Annotated in this window: 13 protein-coding genes; 8 read left to right on the forward strand and 5 right to left on the reverse strand. The window is 52.3% G+C overall.

Annotated features, from left to right (window positions below; all coding sequences use genetic code 11):
* Nucleotides 1-36 precede the first annotated feature (36 nt).
* Genes CZ787_RS12850 through CZ787_RS12885 form a run of 8 tightly spaced genes read left to right on the forward strand, consistent with a single transcriptional unit; the run spans nt 37 to nt 14,884 of the window.
* Complete coding sequence (locus tag CZ787_RS12850; RefSeq protein WP_087109817.1) at nt 37-3,342, forward strand: helicase-related protein; 3,306 nt, start codon at nt 37-39, stop codon at nt 3,340-3,342.
* Complete coding sequence (locus tag CZ787_RS12855; RefSeq protein WP_087109819.1) at nt 3,339-4,025, forward strand: DUF4391 domain-containing protein; 687 nt, start codon at nt 3,339-3,341, stop codon at nt 4,023-4,025. Before CZ787_RS12850 ends, CZ787_RS12855 begins: the two co-directional genes overlap by 4 nt.
* A gap of 20 nt (nt 4,026-4,045) precedes the next feature.
* Complete coding sequence (locus CZ787_RS12860) at nt 4,046-5,437, forward strand: SIR2 family protein (RefSeq protein WP_087109821.1); 1,392 nt, start codon at nt 4,046-4,048, stop codon at nt 5,435-5,437.
* The gene (locus CZ787_RS12865; RefSeq protein WP_087109823.1) at nt 5,434-7,611 is read left to right on the forward strand and encodes an ATP-binding protein; all 2,178 of its coding nucleotides are present in this window, start codon (nt 5,434-5,436) and stop codon (nt 7,609-7,611) included. Before CZ787_RS12860 ends, CZ787_RS12865 begins: the two co-directional genes overlap by 4 nt.
* Nucleotides 7,612-7,663: 52 nt before the next feature.
* The gene (locus CZ787_RS12870) at nt 7,664-9,643 is read left to right on the forward strand and encodes a site-specific DNA-methyltransferase (protein ID WP_087109825.1); all 1,980 of its coding nucleotides are present in this window, start codon (nt 7,664-7,666) and stop codon (nt 9,641-9,643) included.
* A gap of 8 nt (nt 9,644-9,651) precedes the next feature.
* Nucleotides 9,652-10,740: a PDDEXK nuclease domain-containing protein gene (locus tag CZ787_RS12875; RefSeq protein ID WP_087109827.1), complete on the forward strand. Its 1,089-nt coding sequence runs from the start codon at nt 9,652-9,654 to the stop codon at nt 10,738-10,740.
* Nucleotides 10,737-13,817 carry a type III restriction-modification system endonuclease gene (locus CZ787_RS12880; RefSeq protein ID WP_087109829.1) on the forward strand — a complete coding sequence of 1,027 codons (3,081 nt, stop codon included), beginning with the start codon at nt 10,737-10,739 and terminating at the stop codon, nt 13,815-13,817. The genes CZ787_RS12875 and CZ787_RS12880 overlap by 4 nt, the downstream gene beginning before the upstream one ends.
* On the forward strand, nt 13,817-14,884 hold the full coding sequence (locus CZ787_RS12885) for a hypothetical protein (RefSeq protein ID WP_087109831.1): 1,068 nt from the start codon (nt 13,817-13,819) through the stop codon (nt 14,882-14,884). Before CZ787_RS12880 ends, CZ787_RS12885 begins: the two co-directional genes overlap by 1 nt.
* Before the next feature lie 366 nt (nt 14,885-15,250).
* Here CZ787_RS12885 and CZ787_RS12890 read toward each other — a convergent pair whose 3' ends face one another.
* The 5 genes from CZ787_RS12890 to traJ form a co-directional block, all read right to left on the reverse strand.
* Nucleotides 15,251-15,394, reverse strand: coding sequence for a type IIL restriction-modification enzyme MmeI (locus CZ787_RS12890; protein ID WP_254908622.1), 144 nt, complete (start codon nt 15,392-15,394; stop codon nt 15,251-15,253).
* Between the two features lie 312 nt (nt 15,395-15,706).
* The gene (trbL, locus tag CZ787_RS12895) at nt 15,707-17,293 is read right to left on the reverse strand and encodes a P-type conjugative transfer protein TrbL (protein ID WP_087109833.1); all 1,587 of its coding nucleotides are present in this window, start codon (nt 17,291-17,293) and stop codon (nt 15,707-15,709) included.
* Between the two features lie 202 nt (nt 17,294-17,495).
* Nucleotides 17,496-18,269 carry a P-type conjugative transfer protein TrbJ gene (trbJ, locus tag CZ787_RS12905; RefSeq protein ID WP_087109837.1) on the reverse strand — a complete coding sequence of 258 codons (774 nt, stop codon included), beginning with the start codon at nt 18,267-18,269 and terminating at the stop codon, nt 17,496-17,498.
* Between the two features lie 163 nt (nt 18,270-18,432).
* Nucleotides 18,433-20,217 (reverse strand): TraI/MobA(P) family conjugative relaxase, encoded by a 1,785-nt coding sequence (gene traI / locus CZ787_RS12910; protein WP_087109840.1) that lies wholly within the window; start codon nt 20,215-20,217, stop codon nt 18,433-18,435.
* 34 nt (nt 20,218-20,251) lie between these two features.
* Nucleotides 20,252-20,623: a conjugal transfer transcriptional regulator TraJ gene (gene traJ / locus CZ787_RS12915; RefSeq protein ID WP_087109842.1), complete on the reverse strand. Its 372-nt coding sequence runs from the start codon at nt 20,621-20,623 to the stop codon at nt 20,252-20,254.
* Nucleotides 20,624-21,055: the final 432 nt, after the last annotated feature.

Consider the following 21,055-nt stretch of genomic DNA (forward strand, 5'->3'; position numbering starts at 1 on the left):
TGTTGATTGCAGCATGCCTTCGAGGATAACCGTCTGATGGAACTGATCGACAACATCAATCGCTTGCTGGGCGACGACCTCAAGCAAACCCTCCAACCCGGGGCGCGCCTGAACATCGCCGCCTCTTGCTTTTCGATGTACGCGTTCGAGGCGTTGAAAGCCGAGCTAGAAAAGATCGACGAGCTGAACTTCATCTTCACGTCGCCCACTTTCGTTGCCAATCAGGTCACCGACAAGATTCGCAAGGAGCGCAAGGAGTTTCAAATCCCCAGGCTTGATCGGGAGCGCAGCCTCTATGGCAGTGAGTTTGAAATCCAGCTGCGCAACAAGCTCACCCAGCGGGCGGTGGCCAGGGAGTGCGCTGACTGGATACGGCGCAAGGCTAGGTTCAAAAGTAATCGCACCAAAGCGCCTATGCAGCAGTTCGCCTGCGTGCAGGCGGGCAGCACCGATACCGCCTATATGCCCCTGCACGGTTTCACTGCCGTTGATCTGGGATATCAGCAAGGCGATGCGGTCTCCAACCTTGTGAACAAGATGGAGGATGCCCCCTTTGCTGCCACCTACCTAAGCCTGTTTGACCAAATCTGGAATGACTCCGAGAAGCTGGAGGACGTGACGGCGCAGATCTGCGAGCACATCTCTTCGGTTTACCAGGAAAACTCACCCGAAAGCATCTACTTCCTGATGCTCTACAACATCTTCAACGAGTTCCTCGACGACATCGATGAAGACGTTCTACCCAATGACCGCACCGGTTATCAGCATACGCTGATCTGGAACAAGCTCTTCAATTATCAGAAGGACGCGGCCACCGGCATCATCAACAAGCTGGAAACCTACAGCGGCTGCATCCTCGCTGATAGCGTGGGCCTGGGCAAAACCTTCACCGCGCTTGCGGTCGTCAAGTATTATGAGCTGCGCAACCGCTCAGTACTGGTGCTCTGCCCCAAGAAATTGGCGGACAACTGGCTCAACTACAACCGCAATCTCAAAACCAACATCTTCTCCCGTGACCGGTTCAACTACGATGTGCTGTGCCATACCGATTTGTCCCGTACCAGCGGCGAATCCTTCGGCACACCGCTGAACCGGATAAACTGGGGCAACTACGATCTGGTCGTTATCGACGAGTCGCACAACTTTCGCAACAACGACGCCTACAAAGACAAAGAAACGCGCTACCAGACGCTGATGCGCAAGGTGATCCAGGAAGGGGTAAAGACCAAGGTATTGATGCTATCGGCAACGCCCGTGAACAACCGCTTCAGTGATCTGCGCAACCAACTGGCGCTGGCATACGAGGGTGACTCGGAAAACCTCAGAAAGAAGCTGCGCACCAGCAAGTCAGTGGAAGAGGTCTTTCGCAATGCCCAGGCAGCCTTCAACACATGGTCAAAGCTGCCTCCGGAGAACCGCACCGCACGCGCGATCCTAGACTCGCTGGATTTCGACTTCTTCGAGTTGCTCGATAGTGTGACCATCGCACGCTCACGCAAGCATATTCAGACCTTCTACGACACCACGGACATCGGCCCATTCCCCGAACGTCGTAAGCCACTCTCTTTCCACCGCCCTCTAACCGAACGGGCGGATGTGTTGGGTTTCAATGCAATTTTCGAACAGCTTTCGCTGCTCAAGCTGGCTGTATACGCGCCCATCAGCTACATCCTCCCCAGCCGCCTTAAGAAGTACGAAGAAATCTACGACACCAAGGTGGGCAGCAAAGGCACGCTGCGCCAGGCCGATCGCGAAAAGAGCCTGCAGGCTCTGATGACGGTCAACCTGCTCAAGCGCCTTGAAAGTTCGGTGCAGTCTTTCCGCCTCACCCTGCAATCTCTACGGGCCAAAAACGAAGCCACGCTGGACAAGATTGCCGCATTCAATCATTCGGGTGCCGGAGGCACCGTTGGCGATCTTACGGACGTGCTGGAAGGGCTGGATGCCGAAGATGACGACTTGCCGATGTCCGGTGACGAAAGCGGCGAGATCGGCGGCAAGATCAAGATCAGACTCGCCGACATGGACTTGCCATCCTGGGAGCACGAACTCAAGGTGGACTTGCAGGTTATCGACGGTTTGCTGGTCTCCATGAACAGGATCACGCCGCAGGAAGATGCCAAGTTGCAGCACCTCAAGGCGCAACTGCTCGGTAAGATCGAGAACCCCATCAACCCAGGCAACCGCAAGGCGCTGATCTTCACCGCCTTTGCCGACACCGCCGATTACCTGTACGCCAATCTTGCGCCGGAGCTGCTGGCCAAGCTTTCGATCCACAGTGCCAAAGTCACCGGCAAGAGTGCGCCGCAATCTACCATCAAACACGGCTCGCACAAGCGCAGCTACGACTTCCAGGAACTGCTCACCCTGTTCTCCCCACGCTCGAAAGAGAAAGCCATTGTGCTGCCGGACGAGCCTCACGAGATTGATCTGCTGATCGGCACCGACTGCATTTCCGAGGGCCAGAACCTGCAAGATTGCGATTACCTGATCAACTACGACATTCACTGGAACCCGGTGCGCATCATCCAGCGCTTTGGCCGCGTGGATCGGATCGGCTCACCCAATAGCAGTATCCAGTTGGTCAACTACTGGCCGGATATTTCGCTCGATGAGTACATCAACCTCAAGGAGCGGGTCGAGAGCCGGATGATGATCGCCGACGTCACCGCCACCGGCGACGACAATGTACTGTCCGCGCAGGCTAACGATGTGTCGTACCGCAAGGAACAACTGCGCCGCCTGCAAGACGAAGTCATCGAACTGGAAGATCTGAAAACCGGCGTCTCCATCACTGATCTGGGCCTCAACGACTTCCGCATGGACTTGCTCAACTACGTCAAAGCCCATGGCGAACTGAGCAATATACCCAATGGCATGCACGCCGTGGTTCCTTCCAAGCCCGAGTTGAGGCTGGCTCCGGGGGCGATCTTCACCTTACGCAACCGTTCGCTTTCTTCCAAAGGAAGCGACCCCACCCTCAACCAGCACAACCGCCTGCATCCTTACTACCTCGTCTACATCAGCCGCGCAGGCGAAGTCATCCACGACCACACCGAGGTCAAGCGCCTGCTTGATCTAGTGCGTAGCTGCTGCAAGGGACAGGATAAGCCCATCGTCGAAGCCTGTCAGCGCTTCAATCAGGAAACGCTCGATGGTCGCCAGATGCAGACCTATTCCGACCTTCTGGGCCAATCCATTCGGTCAATGATCGAAGTGAAGGAAGAAAAGGATCTGGACAGCCTGTTCAGCGGTGGCAAGACCACGGCACTGACCAACACCATCTCGGGGCTGGATGATTTCGAACTCATCAGTTTTATCGTGATTCAGGAGGTTGAGTGAGTCAGGGAGCGGCCACACAACAACCCTCGCTGATTGCGTACCCAAAGCAGGCAGCCGTTGGCCGCGTTCTGCCCAAGAGCAAGATCTACGAGCACGGCGGGGCCAACACCCGGCTAAAAGAATTGTTCGTTCAGCAATTAGAAAAAATCGTCTGGGCCTTCAAGCTCGCCCCGGAAACGCTACACCTGCCCGAGCGGCCTGGCGTGCCAGAAATTCAGGTATTCAGTCTCCTGCTCAAGACTCCCAAATTGCACCACAACGTGTTGCGCAGTATCGACGGAGCCATACCCTTCCCCATCGTGTTCGAGCTGAACTTCGAGGATAAGACTCAGATCATTGCTGCCTACAAACGCCCGAACGAAGCGGACACCAGCCGCTGGGTACTTTCGGACTATTTTGCGACCGAGTGGTTGCCTGCCAACAGCGAGCGCACCGCGATGCCCATCGCTCTGCACCTGAGTGGCCTGTACGAACAACTGCTTCACCGGCTAATCCCTTTGCCAGCGCGGCCACAGGAGACACTGGCCGAACTGGTCGCGCGTGTCGAGCAAGCACAGGCCAAACAACGTGAGGTGGACAAAACCTCGGCTCGGCTGATCAAGGAAAAACAGTTCAACCGCAAAGTGGAAATCAATGCCCAGTTGCGGCAATTGAAGCAAGACTATGCAGCATTGGTCCGCTGAAAACTTAGGAGGTTGAAACCATGCCAAACCCCAACGAACAGACAAGCTCAAAAGAGCAGTTCCCCAATATCGTCAAAGTCAGAAATGACCATAAACCACTGTACTTTGGAGCATCCGAGGACAAGACGTTCAAGCTCCAGGAAGGCAGTGAAGCATCTTGGGTAAGTTCAGAGGAGTTCAGCCAGAAGGAGCTTCGGGAGCACATTGAGCCGTGGTTGACATCACTCTTTCAATCGGAGCACCTCTCACTGTTGGCTGGGTCGGGCCTCACTCATGCGGTGCATTACATGGCTGCTGGAAAAGGTGCAGCCGGCATGGAAGCGCTTCCACTTGCCACTCTTCAAGACAATATCAACGCAGCAGCCGAAGCGTCAGCAAGCCATGCTGGAAGGAAGAAGGGCAACATTGAGGATCAACTGCGGGCAGCCAGCGAACTGTTGCGTGGTCTGGAAATTCTTCAAGACGATCAGGCCGACACATTGCGTGGAGAACTCGAAGCGGGAATGAAGACGTTCGCCGAGTCCATCCTTAAGAGCGAAACTGGAATTGCTGCAGCTCCGGATAGCCAACGTGAACAAGCCTTCAATACCTTAGTCACATTCCTAATGAGCTTCGCAAGTCGGATTGGAACGCGCGATCGCTTGAGCATTTTCACGACCAATTACGACCGGCTGATTGAAGCTGGGGCGGAACTGGCTGGCGTGCATCTTCTGGATCGCTTTCTTGGCAACCTAATGCCCATCTTCCGATCCTCTCGACTTGACCTGGACATGCACTACAACCCGCCGGGTATTCGCGGCGAACCTCGGTATCTGGAAGGCGTCGCTCGCTTCACTAAGCTGCATGGCTCTGTGGACTGGGTGCAGACCGGTAAGGACATTCGCCGCATAGGCCTACCGTTTGGCGCCGACACGGTTGCCCCTTATTTGCAGGCTCCGGGCCTGGGCGAAGCGACAGCCCACAAGCTGATGATCTATCCCAACGCCGCCAAGGACAGGGAAACCGCCGACTACCCCTATGTGGAGTTGTTTCGTGATTTGGCTTCGGCGGTATGCCGCCCGAACAGCACGCTCGTCACCTATGGCTATAGCTTTGGGGATGAGCATATCAACCGGGTGATTCGCGACATGCTCACCATTCCATCCACGCACTTGGTTGTGATTTCGTTCGATGATCCACTTGACCGCATAATGCAAACCTATGAACAGATCGGCCGGCCATCACAAATTAGTTTGCTGATTGGCCCGGCTCTAGCGGACTTGGCAACCCTTACAGAGAGCTATCTGCCCAAGGCGGCGATTGACAAAACTACGTTCCGCATGAGCGAATTGCTCAAGCAGCGATTTGCCACCCAGCAAAGCACTCCCAAGGCGAAAAACCAAGCCGACGAAGACGGGAGCGATCAGCTATGAGTCTGTCTCCACTGGCGCATGCTGACGCTCTGCGCATAGGTACGATAGATTTCGTCTCGCCCGATGAGATCAAGGTCTTGCTGGACATAGAAGCGCCAGGCAGTGTTTCCCTCAATACCGGCACGCCGCGCCCGTTCCCCCGCATCAATGGTTATGTGCTGGCACCTGGTGAGCAAGGTTACTTGGTCGCACAGGTGGAATGGATCACGGTCGAGCGTTCGCAGTACCCCAAACGCAAGGGCATGCAGGACTTTGGCCTGGTGGATCTGCCGTATCCTCTGCGAAAGATGAGCCTGAATCCATTGGGCATCTTGTCTTACACTAGCGGAGACAGCGACAAGGATCACTACGAGTTCAAGCGCGGCGTACAGGCTTACCCCTCGGTGGGCGATCCGGTTTTACTGCCCACGCAAGATCAGCTTCGCGCCATCGTCGAGTCGGGAGAGAACAGGCGCGTCAAGATCGGCGTCAGCCCGTTGGCTGCCAATGCTGAGGTGAAGATCGACCCTGACCGCCTCTTCGGTCGCCATTTGGCTGTCCTAGGCAATACGGGCAGCGGTAAGTCGTGCTCAGTTGCTGGACTGGTTCGTTGGTCGATGGATGCGGCTAGGAAGGCACGCAATGGCGCTGATCCGAATGCCCGCTTCATCGTACTCGACCCCAACGGCGAATACGCAAACACCTTCAAAGGTATGGGTAAGGTGCGAGTATTTGCAGTCGATCCGTCTGAAGGTGTTGGGCAGCTCCAGGTGCCCTTGTGGTTCTGGAACAGTTCCGAGTGGAGTGCGTTTACTCAAGCCAGTACGAAGATGCAACGCCCACTGCTTCGGCGTGCGTTGCGAGATGTCAAAGCAGGAAAAGCCCTTTCGAGCACCTCGCCGGAAGAAGAGAAGCTCGCACTACGCCGCTATCTTTCCTCCCGATTAATTTCGATACGCCGAGATCTTCGTTCAGGTGATATCCAAACCGATGAATCGAAGTTTGGCTTCCGTCTGAAAGCAATGGCCACAGATTTGCAAAGGAAGATGGTCATACATGGAGATAACAAGCTAGATGAAGCTTTAGCGGCAATCAATGCTGCTTTAGGAGCCGCCCACCACAGCTTTGTTAAAGGGGGCGAGACGATTGAATATTATCGTGCCTTTAATGAGGCTCACGTTCAGGAAATCATCACGGCACTGGAATCCTCGGTTGATACTGTAGGGGGAGTTCTTCTCCATGAAGGGCCAGATGAGGACGTGCCAATAGCCTTTGACGGCTCTCAACTCCCAGATCACCTCGAAATTCTGGCTGAACAAGAAAACGCCAGTCAGTTCGTTGATTTCTTGGTATCCCGCATTCGCACACTCTTGTCCGACACTCGGATGCGCTCAATCATTTCTAACACGGACGGCATAAACCTTGACGACTGGTTGAGTGACTATCTTGGCGACAGTGAGGCCTCAAACGGCTCCGTGACAGTGATTGATCTTTCGTTGGTTCCGGCGGAAGTTGTCCACATTATTACGGCAGTGATCGCCCGCATGACTCTTGAGTCTTTGCAGAGGTATAGAAAAAATCACAAAGAGGGAAAAGTATTACCCACCGTGCTGGTCATGGAAGAGGCGCACACCTTTATCCGTCGCTACTCAGACAGTGCCGAGAACCAGAACTCCGCAACCATTTGTTGTCAAGTCTTCGAGAAGATTGCACGTGAAGGACGCAAGTTCGGACTGGGTTTAGTGCTCTCCTCCCAGCGCCCAAGTGAGTTATCACAAACGGTGCTATCACAGTGCAACAGTTACTTGCTCCACCGCATCAGCAACGACCGTGATCAGGAATTGGTCCATAAGCTCGTGCCTGACAACCTGCGTGGCCTGCTGCGCGACTTGCCGTCGTTACCCTCTCGCAACGCCATCCTTTTGGGATGGGCATCTGAACTTCCCGTCCTGGTGCAGATGAATAGCTTGCCCAAGGATCAACGGCCCAAGTCGGATGATCCCGATTTTTGGGCGGTTTGGTCTGGCGAGGGACTGGAGGAAGATGATCACGGCCAAAAAATTGAGCGCAGTGCGAATTGGCAGGCTATCGCCGCTGATTGGCAACAAACTGAGGTCGAAGCGCCCCAAGCGGTTCATCAGGATCAATTTGATGATACTGGCGCCACCGACGAAGATGACAATATTCCGTTTTAGCAGGGCAGTTTTTTAATACTGCTGAATCTGTAAATATTTTAGGAAGTTGCCCATGGATAAATTGAAAATGCACTCCCCCAACCTGACCGAAGACAACATTGCCCGTCTTCGCGAGATGTTCCCCGGCTGCGTGACGGAAGCGCAAGGCGAGGATGGCGGCGTGAAGCTGGCAGTGGATTTTGACCAGCTTCGGCAGGAGCTGTCCGACGCCATCGTAGAAGGCCCACAGGAACGCTATCACCTCAACTGGCCTGGCAAGCGCGAGGCGCTGCTGACAGCCAATGCGCCGATTGCCAAGACGCTACGCCCCGTGCGCGAGGAGAGTGTGGACTTCGATACCACAAAAAACCTGTTTATCGAAGGCGACAACCTGGATGCATTGAAGCTGTTGCAGGAGACGTATCTGGGTAAAGTCAAAATGATCTACATCGATCCGCCGTATAACACGGGCAATGACTTTCTTTATGAGGACGACTTTGCTGAGGATGCCGGTACGTACTTGCGTCGCTCAAACCAGGTGGATGAGGAAGGAAATCGTCTGGCGGCAAATACGGCAGCAAATGGTCGGTTCCATTCCGATTGGCTGACGATGATGTACTCCCGATTGCGCCTCGCCAGAAATCTACTCAGTGAGGATGGAGTTATTTTTGCCAGCATTGATGACTGTGAGTCACAGAATTTAAGAAAGATTTTGGACGAGATATTTGGCGAAGGAAATTCCATTGCTCAACTGGTATGGGAAAAAAAGAAGAAAGGAGCCTTCCTTTCTGGAGCCTCAACGAATGTCAAAGAGTATGTGATTGCGTACGCGAAAAATCTGACCTCCTTCAAGGGACTTGTAGGCGAGATAGCTAGGGGTGTAGAAACGTACCCGGTGATTAAAACTACTAACTCTCGGGGTGTAAGAGTTATAAAAAAAGGCATTCCCAGCAAGTATCGAGAGAGTAATCATCGCGTGGCGGCGGGAAGCAGAATTAGCTCAGGAAATATGGAAATGATTTTGCAATCCGACCTGATTATTAAGGACGGCGTGCTTTTAGAGGATGTGGTAGTCGATAGCAATTGGATTTATTCTCAGGAAATGCTCAACAAGTATGCTGAAGACAAGAGCCTTTACGTCACTCAAGACTTGTACTTTCGTAGAGTTGTAAGTGAACCGCGTGAGAAGATGCTTAAGGATCTTCTTCCAATGAAAGGAGATTCGAAGACAGGGTTTGAGTTTGTTTATGCCGACGATTTGTTCTCCGATGGATGGGGCACGAATGAGGACGGATTTGATGAAATGCACGAAATATTTGGAGCTCAAAGTCTTATGAGCTTTCCAAAACCGTCAAAGCTCTTAGCAAAATTGACATTATCGGCATGCAGGTTTGATCCTGACTGCATAGTACTAGATTTTTTTGCTGGTTCTGCAACCACAGCACATAGCGTTATGACTCTCAACTCTCAGGACGGTGGTAATCGAAAATTCATCATGGTGCAGCTACCGGAACTGTGTGGCGAGGCGAGCGAGGCCTTCAAAGCTGGCTACAAGACTATTGCCGAGATCAGCAAAGAGCGTGTCAGGAGGGTTGGGAATAAGCTTCTAGACTCGCCATGTCATGAGAATTGGAAGAAAGACATTGGCTTTCGCGTCCTTAAAATCGACACCTCCAACATGGCCAACGTCTACTACGCACCTGATGCGCTGGACAAATCCAACCTAGACCTGTTCGTGGACAACATCAAACCCGACCGCACGCCGGAAGACCTGCTGTTCCAAGTCATGCTGGACTGGGACGTGGATCTGGCCTTGCCTATAGAGAAGAAAACCATCCAGGGCAAGACCGTGTACTTCGTCGATGACAATGCGCTGGCCGCCTGCTTCGATGCCCACGGCGGCATTGACGAAGCCTTTGTCAAGGAATTGGCCACGCACCAGCCGCTACGCGTGGTGTTCCGCGATGCCGGATTCAAGGACAGCGCGGTCAAGATCAACGTGGAACAGATATTCAAACTGCTCTCGCCGGGTACTGAAGTGAAGAGTATCTGAGGCCATCTATGACAAAGCTCACTCACGATGCCTCCTACCGGCAGGTGCTAACCGACATTAAACAGCGGATTCGCCATGCCCAGACACGGGCGGTGATGGCCGTCAATGCCGAGCTGATTCAACTTTACTGGGAGATTGGTGCGCTGATCGACGCTCGCCAGCAACAGGAAGGCTGGGGTACGGGCGTGATCCCCACGTTGGCCCGCGATCTACATAACGAGTTACCGGAAGAAAAAGGCTTTTCCGAGCGCAATATCAAGCGGATGCTGGCGTTTTACCGGGAATATCCGCATCTACAATTTGTGCCGCAGCCTGTGGCACAAACAGCGGCGAATCGGGAAGTGCCACAGCCCGTGGCACTTTTTCCGGCTGAGCTACTGTGTGCCTTGCCCTGGGGGCACCATGCCGAGCTGATGGCCAAAGTCAAGGATTTGACCACACGGCATTGGTATATGCAGGCGTCTATCGAGCATGGTTGGAGCCGCAATATTCTGTTGATGCAGATTGAATCTGTTGCTCATGAGCGCTTTGGCAACGCGGTGACCAACTTCACCCAGCTGTTACCATCCCCTGATTCGGATCTGGCCCAGCAAACGCTGAAAGACCCTTACCTGTTTGACTTTCTCACGCTGCAAGCGAGTTTCCATGAGCGGGAGCTGGAAACAGGGCTGATAACACATCTGGAAAAATTCCTGCTGGAGCTAGGCCAAGGCTTTGCCTTTGTGGGCCGCCAGTACCATCTAGAAGTAGCGGGCAAGGATTTTTATGCCGACCTGCTCTTCTATCACTTGAAACTGCGTCGCTATGTGGTGATCGAGCTCAAGCGCGGCGACTTCAAGCCTGAATATGCCGGTAAGGTGAATTTCTATTGCAGTGTGGTCGATGATCTACTGCGCCACGAAACTGATGGCCAGACCATTGGCCTGATCCTGTGCCAGCAGCCAGACCGCGTGCTGGCCGAATATGCATTGCGCGATATGACCAAGCCCATCGGGGTATCTAGTTTTGAGCTGACCCGTGCACTGCCAGAAACCCTGCAAAGCAGCTTGCCAAGCATTGAAGACATTGAAGAAGAACTAAAAGGCGGTGATACATGAAACTCAAATTCAAGACCCAGGCCTACCAGACCGCCGCCGTACAGGCAGTGGTAGATTGCTTCAAGGGGCAGCCGCCGGCCTCCAGTGAAGCCATCAGTTACCGTATCGACCCTGGCAAGGCCAAGGCTAAGACAGACAGCCTGTTTTCCGACGCAGGCTTCAAGAATGGCGACCTGGTACTTTCGGATACGGCTTTGCTCGACAACATCCAGCAGGTGCAGCGTCAGCAGAACTTGCCCGTTTCCGATGCGCTGGCCAAGACCAAGATCGCCCGTGTGAACCTGGACGTGGAGATGGAAACCGGCACGGGCAAGACCTACTGCTACATCAAGAGCATTTTCGAGCTGAACAAGCTGTATGGCTGGAGCAAGTTCATCATTGTGGTGCCCAGCATCGCTATCCGAGAGGGCGTGGCCAAGTCGCTGGAAATAACCGCCGAGCATTTTCTGCAGAGCTATCAGAAAAAGGCGCGCTTCTTCATCTACAACTCCAAGCAGTTGCATCACCTGGAGAGCTTTTCGTCGGACGCTGGCATCAACGTGATGGTGATCAACGTGCAGGCGTTCAATGCCACGGGCAAGGATAACCGACGCATTTATGAGGAGCTGGACGACTTCCAGTCGCGCAGGCCCATTGATGTCATCAGTGCCAACCGCCCTGTCCTGATCCTGGACGAGCCGCAGAAGATGGAAGGCGGCAAGACGCTGGATTCGCTGGTCAACTTCAAGCCGCTGATGGTGCTGCGTTACTCGGCCACCCATAAAACCACGCACAACAAGATTCACCGGCTGGATGCGTTGGATGCCTACAACCAGAAGCTGGTGAAGAAGATCGCCGTGCGCGGTATTGCGGTGAAGGGGCTGGCGGGTACGGCGGGTTATCTGTATCTGCAATCCATTGAGATTTCGAGCAAGAGACCGCCCGTGGCGCGGATGGAGTTCGAGCAGAAACTAGCCGGCGGCAGTATCAAGCGCGTGGTTCGCAAGCTGGGTAAGGGCGACAACCTGTTCGATCTTTCCAATGGCTTGGATCAGTACCGCGATGGCTTTGTCGTCTCCGACATCAACGCCAACACGGACACTCTGAGCTTCACCAATGGTGTCGAGTTGACGGTGGGCGATGCCACCGGCGATGTGACCGAAGCGGCCCTGCGCCGCATCCAGATTCGCGAAGCGATCAAGGCCCATTTCGACAAAGAACAAGTGCTGTTCTTACAGGGCATAAAAGTGCTCACCCTGTTCTTCATTGATGAGGTGGCCAAGTACCGGGATTACTCCGCCGCAGACGAGAAAGGCGATTATGCCCGTGTCTTCGAGGAGGAATACAATCTGTACCTCAACGAGATGCTCGATCTGGATGAAACGGCCTACATCAAATACCTGAAGAGTATTACGACGGACAAGACCCACAGCGGTTACTTCTCCATCGACAAAAAGACCAAGCGACTGGCCGACCCTACGGTTGCCAAGCGCGGCGAGAACGCCGGGCAATCAGACGATGTGGACGCATATGATTTGATCCTGAAGGACAAGGAAACACTTCTCTCGCTTCCATCACCAAATGACTCAGATGAACTGCGATCAAAGAAAAATGTTCGCTTCATCTTTTCGCACTCGGCGCTGCGCGAGGGCTGGGACAACCCAAACGTGTTTGTCATCTGTGCGCTCAAGCACAGTGACAACACTATTTCACGCCGTCAGGAGGTGGGGCGCGGTTTGAGGCTGTCCGTCAATCAGAATGGTGACCGAATGGATCACCCGGCGACGGTTCATGAGGTAAACGTGCTGACGGTGGTGGCAAGTGAAAGCTACAAAGACTTCGTGGCGGCGCTGCAAGAAGACATCAGCAAGTCGCTGTCGGCGCGGCCCAGGATTGCTGATAAAGCCTATTTCACTGGCAAGACACTGAGTACGGCTGAAGGGCCGATTACGGTGTCGGACGATCAGGCGACCGATATTGAGTTCTATCTGATCCAGAACGGCTACGTGGATAAGAAGCGCACTATCACCGAGAAGTACCATGAGGCGAAGAACGACGGTGCTCTGGCGGAGCTGCCGCAGGAGTTGTTGCCACACGCTGAGCAGGTGTTCCAGCTTATCGACAGTGTGTTCAGCGAGAGTCAGTTGCCAGACATCGGTGATGACCGTAAGCCGAAGAAAAATCCGCTCAACGCCAACTTTGATAAGCAGGAGTTCAAGGCGCTGTGGAACCGTATCAACCGCAAGGCCGCCTACAGCGTTGATTTCGACTCAATCGAACTAGTGCAAAAAGCTATCAAGGAGCTAGATACCAGCCTCCACGTCACGCCGTTGCAGTACACCATCCAGGCAGGCGAGCAGATCGATCAGGTGACCGATGAGGCACTCAAGCGCGGAGACAGTTTCAAAATTTCCGAAACAGGGATCGAATACAACAAGCAATCGATCCACTCAGCGGTCAAGTATGACCTGATCGGCAAGCTGGCCGAGGGTACGCAATTGACTCGCCGAACGGTGACGGAAATCCTCAAGGGGATCAACGCCGCCGTGTTCGCTCAGTTCAAGACCAATCCGGAGAGTTTCATTGCCGAGACGGTGCGTATGATCAACGAGCAGAAAGCTACCGTCATCATCGAACATCTGACCTACGATGCTGTCGAGGACACGTTCGACCTCGATATCTTCACCGCTGGGCAATCCAAGCAGGACTTCAGCAACGCCGGTGACAAGCTGAAGCGCCATATCTACGACTATGTGGTGACCGAATCGAAGGTGGAGCGAGAGTTCGTGAAAGAACTGGATACCGCCAAGGAGGTCGTGGTCTACGCCAAGTTGCCACGCGGCTTCCTGATCCCAACGCCAGTTGGTGACTACAACCCCGACTGGGCCATCAGTTTCAAGGAAGGCGCGGTCAAGCACATCTATTTCGTGGCGGAAACCAAAGGTTCTATGTCCTCAATGGATCTGCGCGAGATCGAGAAAACCAAGATCAAATGCGCCCGCAAATTCTTCGATGAAATGAACTGCCGCTTCGCCCCGGAAAACGTCAAGTACGACGTGGTGGACAGCTTCGGCAAGCTGATGGAGGTGGTGAAGTAATGGCGATTTCGGATGGGTCAGATGGTACCGAGCCGGATGCGTCTCAAAAGAAGGGTTTCGACATCAGTAGCTTACTGAAGCCTGTTGCCGAGGTGGATACAGCCATTGGAAAGCTTTTCCTGTTTCCTTTAAGTAGGTCGGACATCAGTGCTTTTAGCGACATTTCCACAATAGATCAAAGCAAGCGGATTAGGGAATTTCTCCCCTTCATTGCCAGTCTATCGCCCGACTATTCATGGGAGAAAGAAAGATCCGGGGTTACCCATGACCAAATCCAGTCACTGTCAGATCCAGCGGTGGAGGAACTGGCTGAAGCGTACACGTTATCGAATGCACTTCGATCAGCACGTGAGGGAGGAAAGGATCGAAAGCCCATTGTCCGAGAGGCGAATGAATCACCTACAGCATTCCTGGATCGTCTGTTGCGTAGTGAAGTTGAGGAGCAAACTAATCAATTTCGCAAGTTGACAGATCAGGTTCGAAATAGCTCAGCTATTTTAGGCTCGACCCTGACCGAGTTCGAGCGGCTGAGCGATAGATTGATGCCCGCCGAAATCCCTGCATCAAGCACGGATCATTTCCAGGTCATAAACGAGCAATATAATCGTCAAGCACGCGAGCGTGCAGAAGAGCTGGAGACGGTTCGACTAACAGGAAAGATGACTGCTGAGTCCGCTCAGGCACTCAAAGATTTGGTGGAAGCGGCTGCAACTCTAATGGAGCAGGTGGATAAGCGTGACAGAAAATCCGATCAGTCCACGCGTACGCAGATCACCGTCGCAGTGTGGGCGGTCGGTATTTCTGCGGGATTGTCATTGCTCGCTTTGATCGTCTCCGGTTTTGGTTATCTCCAAGACCGGGACAGCATCATATCCGGCGATCAATGGCAGACGAAAATGCTGACTGTCATCGAACAAGGAGCTGAGCAACGCTCAGCAGTCGAGCTGGAGAATCAGGAATTTCGAGAGCGCGTGATGTCGCTGGATGCGCGCATCGAAGATCTGGAGGCAGAGAAACGGGCTGTTATCGACGCCAGCGAGACGGCGTCCACACCTGAGTCAGATTAGTGTAGGTGGCGGTATTAAAGCGAAACTCGTCCTGTGGAGCCAATACCGCCTTGGCATTGCTCCGAAAGGAGAAGCCGGTCACGGCCACGGTGTGTACCTTGTCACAGCGAGTAGGTCGCCCAGCTTGCTGTCGGGGTTGAGGCTGATACTTGATTTCGGTTCCACTTGCCAGTCGGTTCAAAAATCGTATTCGCTCAATGGTACATCATTGAAGCTGGAACCGATGGACTTTTCCGACACCACGATAATGGCTTGCTTCAACCCCGGATAATACCCGCCACCTGCAGAAATTCCGAATCAGCTTCAGAGCCAGCAACCAATATATGGATATTTTTGGTCTGTAAAACCCCTCCTAAGTCAGATTTATTAGAAAGAAGCACCGGAGCGCAATTTCTTGATGGTGGTCGTCTTGTTACCAAAAGCTTCCAGAAAGGCATAGGGAAACTCAGCCGGATCAAAAGGCTGGAGCGCCAAGTCTGAGATTTTTGCCTCGATTTCAACTGCGTTCATGATGTGCCATTTATCTTGATCGCCAAAAAGGCAGTTGCGTGACACCAAACAGTGCGGCCCTTTCGCCCGGTACAGGCTAGCAAGATTGATATAGCAATCTTTAACGCTGAGCAATGCTTCAGGCGGGGTGCATTCTATGGCACCCCATACATTGGTAAAGCGCTCATTGCTTATCGTTGTGCTATTTACTAGGAGCCATTAGCATTTTCAGCTTAATCTAGGCCACACTTTCTGGTCTACTATGTCTCCTTTTGGAAGCATTGTAACGCATAGAACACATCATCGAATTGTCAGTACTGTCAGTTATTTCAACTACTTTCTATTCACAAAGCTCGCAATCTCATCATTACGCTCCAATTGGCGTTCTTGGGCATACGATACATATTCCCCAACATCAAAGGTGTGCTTTTCCGGGTCACGTTCTTGCCATTCAGCATGTGACTGGCGAGCATTGTCCTGACCCTCGTTAGATAGAGAGTCAAAGCCACCTGTCTGGTTTACCCAGCTACCTTCATTGCTACCACCGAGGCTATCACTGCCGAATGACGGGTTATTACCATCCTCACCTGTGGTATCGCTATCCTGTTCACTATTACTGACGTCACTTTGCCCTTTACCCTCGCGGATCGAAGATGCCAAACGCCCGCCAGCAGTTTGATCAACTTTCTCTTGAAAGCTGCCAGCTACCTTTGAACCTATACCTTTAGCCAGCTCGCTTGTTGTGCCAGCCGCCATTGAAGCGGCTCGACTAAATCCACTACTGCCAACTGAACCACCATCATTTAGCCCTGCTGCTTCTGAGTAGTCACCTGCCCCATCGCTATCACCACTACCGCCAAGCACACTCCCCATACCAGGCATGTCACCACCCCCTGATGATGCCGCATGTGCACTCTCAAAAGCCGCTTTGATAGCAGATGCACCGCCCGCCATATTGGTCGCTCCACTCATGGCAGCACCACCCAAGGCTGCGCCGCCTGAGGCAACGGCAGCCCCTGCGCCTACCGCTCCGCCAACAAGTGCTCCGGCGCTAAATGAACCGCTCGCACTAGCAGCGCCTCCGCCACCAGGAATCAAGCCTGCAATCGTGTTAGGCACAGAGTGAATAAGCACAACCAATACCAGCGCGACTACGAAAACAACCATTAACTCCCGCATCGTTACTGTTTCAGATAGGTCTTTGTAGTAGCCATCCATAATCGATATGGCCACTCCAATCAGCAGCGTCATGGTCAGCAGTTTTAACGCAATACCTAAGACACTGCGGAAATAATTAATGGCTATATCTGACGTCCAGCGCGAACCGCCAAAACCAAGCACGAAAACACCGGCATAAGCCAATATCCAGGCGTTCACCAATGCGAGCAACACATTTGCGGAAACAACCGCCATACAGGCCAGAATGGCCAAGGTGATCAGGAAGATCGAAAGATTATCTATCGGGCTGGTGAAGCTATAGGATTTTGCTGACTTCACAATCATATCGAAGGCAATACTTATGGGCTCTGAAGGAGTTAGCTCTCGATTTAGCCCGCCTGCTGTCGCTCCAATAGTTCGCAGCGAATCGACAATAGACATCGCAAAGTCAGGGCCATTGGTGAGCAACCACCAAAAGAAGCCAGTGAAGATGGTGAAACGTACAAGCTCAGCAAAAAACTCACCGATGTCAGCCTTACGCAATACCATCATGCCGAACGTCCAGACCATTGATATAAGAACAAGCGTCCAAAATAGCCATGACGCATATTCGATAATGGTAGCCCCCCATAAACTACTAGCCGTTAAAAACCTATCGGCTACATCGTCTAAAACGCCGTCCGGCTCAACAGCAGCCCATACAGTTTGTGAAGCCAACAGGAAAGTCAGGAGCATCATAAGCCGTAGAAATATGTTACTCATGATTAAAATCCCTCATTTTTAGATCGATCAGTTGGCTTACCCATATCCCAGAGATGATTAACATTCTCTTCTTGGCACCGTACTAGGTCTTGCTCCTTACATTCATTTTCAGGAGTGCTTGAGGCGGATTGCTCACCACATCCCAGAAGAAAAACTGAAACTAATACGCAGATAAACAAGGCACGGCTAATCTCAATCATGATTAAAACCCCCTGTTCTTGGAGCGATTGGAGGGTTCGCCCATATCAAATAGCTGTTCACGCGAGGCTTGGTATTGAGCTTCACGGTCGGCTTCAGCCTGCATCTGCGTTGTTACTGCGTTTTGCTGAGCAATAAGCAAACCACGGATCTGCAAGAGCTGGTTGGCCTGATTACTAGCAAGCTGATTGGCATAGCCAATGGCGGCAAGCTGGCCATCAGCATCTTGAGCGGCCGTTTGTAGACGCATGAGCTGGCTAGCATCTGACTTTAAATTGTCCTGCTGCTGATCTAGCCCTCTGAAAACCGCATCGTTGGCCCTCTTCTGAGATTCAGATGCCAGCCGGCGATTTTCATCCATTGCTGCCCATTCAGCATCGCTACAACCAGCATTAGAGAAGCAGGGGGATCCACGGTAATAAGCAACGTCTTGGAAGCGATCCAAGTAATTATCGATGCTGCCCAGTTGGTTCTGGTAATACTGGAGTGTGTTAGTAGCCTGCACTAAATCTTTGATCGTCGACTCTGCTCTATCCCAAATATAAGCAGCCGGTGCCATTGTGTTTTGCAGTTGATTTTCATACTGCTGAAGCTGGGTTTGATACTCCTCAATCTGTTTTAGCGTTTGCGCAACCGCCTCTATCGCAGACATTGTGTTTTGCATGAGGTTAGTGCCATCAACCACAGGGATGCCTGCTCGCGCAGGCGAAAAGACGTTTGACGCCATGAAAAGAGAGAGTACGGCAATTTTAGCCGCTGAGAGATGTGCTTTATGCATGGTCAGTTACTCGTCGCCACGTGACAAAACGCCCACATTTCACCTCCGATAAGCGAGCGGTTCCGTCGTTACTAGCGTGTCACCTTAGCTAGTACGGTAGCTGACCTGGGCAACACCGAAGCCCGGCCTTCTTTTTAAATGTCACGGTGTAAGAAGATAATGCTTACCTAGACCTACCTTTGGACTGTTGCTTCGCCTTTTTGGCATTCATTTCAGCCTGTAGCTTAGCTTGAAGGCGTTTTTGTGCAGTCAGCCCTTGCGAAGGCGCAGGCTGTTTTTTTGCCGCTTCACCTCCAATGCTTAATACATTGAGATGGGCCAGAGTATTCAGCCGATTACGACGTATTGGCGGTGGCTTCTGGCCTACAGGAGTTACACCTCGTCGCTCAGCCTTCTGATTTCCCTTGGTCACGTTCCCGCCATTCATTAATGTTTGGCGTTTGCGTTCCAGAAAGTCATCAGCGAACGTGATAGGCAATTGCGAATCCACAGCCGCTCGGATCACTCTGGCCTTAAATTCTGGCGTCCCGTTCACAGTAATGCGGTCACCATAACGCTCCATCGCAATGCGGAGCGCACTCTGAATCCCCATTTGATCGGACTGCGTAGACACTTGGAGCCGATCGCCATCGTCGCGCACGGCACTAACACCGGCTCGGTAGAGTATGGTGCCCTTCTTGGTGATGTTGTCGATTATAGGTGTATGGGCAGCTTTTAACTGGCCCTCCCCTTTAATAGTGTTGCCTTTGAGTCCCTGAGCGGCCTCTCTGGCCCGCAATGCCATCAAGGCTTCGGCATCTCCCTCCTGTGCCTTGCACTTGAGCCAATCAGCCCAGGTGCGCCGCCCATGGGTTTTATAAATGGCCTGACGTGCTTCCTTACATTGCTGCTGGATCGAATCCATATCGGCTTTTAGTGCACTGCTCGCCTGCGCATAAAGAAGCTTTTTGGTAAATTTCCCACTGCCAGCAAGCTTAATAGCTGCTCGTCGGTTTTTACCTTTTTGCTTAGCGCTCTCTATCTGCCGCTCTTTCTGCCGCCGGGCTTTGTCCAGAGCTACCTTTTTATTGGCCATCGCGCTTTGCTGTTCCGACTTGTAGCGTGCGTAAAGCTCGCTGGTGTTCACCCTTAACCTCATAGGATCTTTGCAATACTGTCGGTGAGGTTTACCTTTCTGGGCTTGCTCAGAATCAAACTTCCCAAAGCGCGCCTCTAGTCTCGGCCTGGAGAAGTCGCGCCCCAGAGTGCTCGCCTTAACCATTGTATTATCACCAGCGACCACAACTAACCCATTTCCCCGCTCCCGGATTTCTAAACCATTGTCACGCATGATTTGATGCAGTGCGCTCCAGGACTGTGCCTTCTTGAGTTCGTCCAGGCACTCGCGTTTGATCCAACCAAGAAGACTTTCAATACCGGCGTGTCGCTCCATATCAGCCGCTCGCGCCTCAGCACCACGTTGGCGCGGTATGTGATTATCTCGCTGTAACCCATAATCCTGCTCCAAGGCTTCACAAAGCTCGGCCAGCGCCTGATGCGAATAGTAGGGCTCATGAATGGTATTTCGCGTCGGATGGATCTTATTGATAGCAATATGGACATGCAGGTTGTCAGTATCATTGTGAACGGCACTAATTCGTTGATGCTTGTCGAAGCCGAGCCCTTTACAAATACGGCCTTCGATGGCTGACAGGATTTCTGTGCTAATCTGCTCTCCTGCCCGAAAGCTAAGTATCAAGTGGTAAGTCTTATCACTCTTCGCTCTGGTATTGCCTAACTGGGTCGCTAATACTTCACTGATCGCATCCCGAACAGAATATGCTTCGCAGTTGGTCAACCGTACCTTTCCCAAGCGGTGTGCCTTACTTTGCTCGTCGGTAATATAGTTTACCAACCTGGCAAAATCAGATTTTCCTAAGGAGCGAATGGGAATGTGCTTAGCAATCACTCACAACTCTCCAAAATTTTAGCGGCTAAAATAATCATTGCTTAGCCCTTGGTTGAACCAATGATGTCATTATGCAGCTCATGTCCTCTTGAGTGGCTTCGATACGCCCAAGGAGTTTAAGAATCGTAGCCGTTCCGAAAGGAGCTGTTCGAACATCATCGGTCAGCCACAATTTGAGTAAGCCTCCTAAACGACCAAGATCACCATTTATGCGTACCAACTCGCGAACGTGCTCGTAGTCTGTAACGCAATTAACCTGGTAACCCTGACCAACTTCTCGCAAGTAGCCCGCGACGCTCCGCCCCGCTCGCTTGGCATTGAGTTCAATTAGTTCACGCTCTTGAGGAAGACAGTACACCTTAAGCGGCGTACAGCTCTTCCTAGTGATACTTTTCTGTCCATTCATATAAGCCTCCCCTTTTACTTAAAAAGACCTCGTAGAGCAGGAATAACGTTGAGCACCGTAGGTGCGAATAAGTGAACAGTGAAGAGGCTCCAACATGCTTGCATGGTGGGCCTACTTCACACATCCTGCCCGCCTTACAGCGTTGTTTACGCCAAGGAAATGCATGTTTTCTTCTGTGTATATCATTGCATTTTAGTGGTAATGCCTTGTCCAACTCTGTAACTAGTAAAAAGCCATATAAAAACAAGTAAAAACAACACTTCTCCTTGCAATATGGCGATGATTTACACACTCCAATGCAAAGAAAAACACTGAAATGCACAAGTTTCCACTAAGCAGAGAATTGGCCCCTCAAATGTCAATAACAAAGTATCTAGGGAAGGTCTGAATAACTGCCGATATTCATCACCGCTCACTTGAGCCGAGAAAAAA

The organism is Halomonas citrativorans (assembly GCF_900163645.1).
Classification (GTDB): domain Bacteria; phylum Pseudomonadota; class Gammaproteobacteria; order Pseudomonadales; family Halomonadaceae; genus Vreelandella; species Vreelandella citrativorans.

What these genes read in the sequence shown, in the direction of transcription:
- CZ787_RS12850 (WP_087109817.1), top strand. Translation starts at nt 37, where the DNA reads ATGGAACTGATCGACAACATCAATCGCTTGCTGGGCGACGACCTCAAG.
- CZ787_RS12860 (WP_087109821.1), top strand. Translation starts at nt 4,046, where the DNA reads ATGCCAAACCCCAACGAACAGACAAGCTCAAAAGAGCAGTTCCCCAAT.
- CZ787_RS12865 (WP_087109823.1), top strand. Translation starts at nt 5,434, where the DNA reads ATGAGTCTGTCTCCACTGGCGCATGCTGACGCTCTGCGCATAGGTACG.
- CZ787_RS12870 (WP_087109825.1), top strand. Translation starts at nt 7,664, where the DNA reads ATGGATAAATTGAAAATGCACTCCCCCAACCTGACCGAAGACAACATT.
- CZ787_RS12875 (WP_087109827.1), top strand. Translation starts at nt 9,652, where the DNA reads ATGACAAAGCTCACTCACGATGCCTCCTACCGGCAGGTGCTAACCGAC.
- CZ787_RS12880 (WP_087109829.1), top strand. Translation starts at nt 10,737, where the DNA reads ATGAAACTCAAATTCAAGACCCAGGCCTACCAGACCGCCGCCGTACAG.
- CZ787_RS12885 (WP_087109831.1), top strand. Translation starts at nt 13,817, where the DNA reads ATGGCGATTTCGGATGGGTCAGATGGTACCGAGCCGGATGCGTCTCAA.
- CZ787_RS12890 (WP_254908622.1), bottom strand. Translation starts at nt 15,394, where the DNA reads ATGAACGCAGTTGAAATCGAGGCAAAAATCTCAGACTTGGCGCTCCAG.
- trbL (WP_087109833.1), bottom strand. Translation starts at nt 17,293, where the DNA reads ATGAGTAACATATTTCTACGGCTTATGATGCTCCTGACTTTCCTGTTG.
- trbJ (WP_087109837.1), bottom strand. Translation starts at nt 18,269, where the DNA reads ATGCATAAAGCACATCTCTCAGCGGCTAAAATTGCCGTACTCTCTCTT.
- traJ (WP_087109842.1), bottom strand. Translation starts at nt 20,623, where the DNA reads ATGAATGGACAGAAAAGTATCACTAGGAAGAGCTGTACGCCGCTTAAG.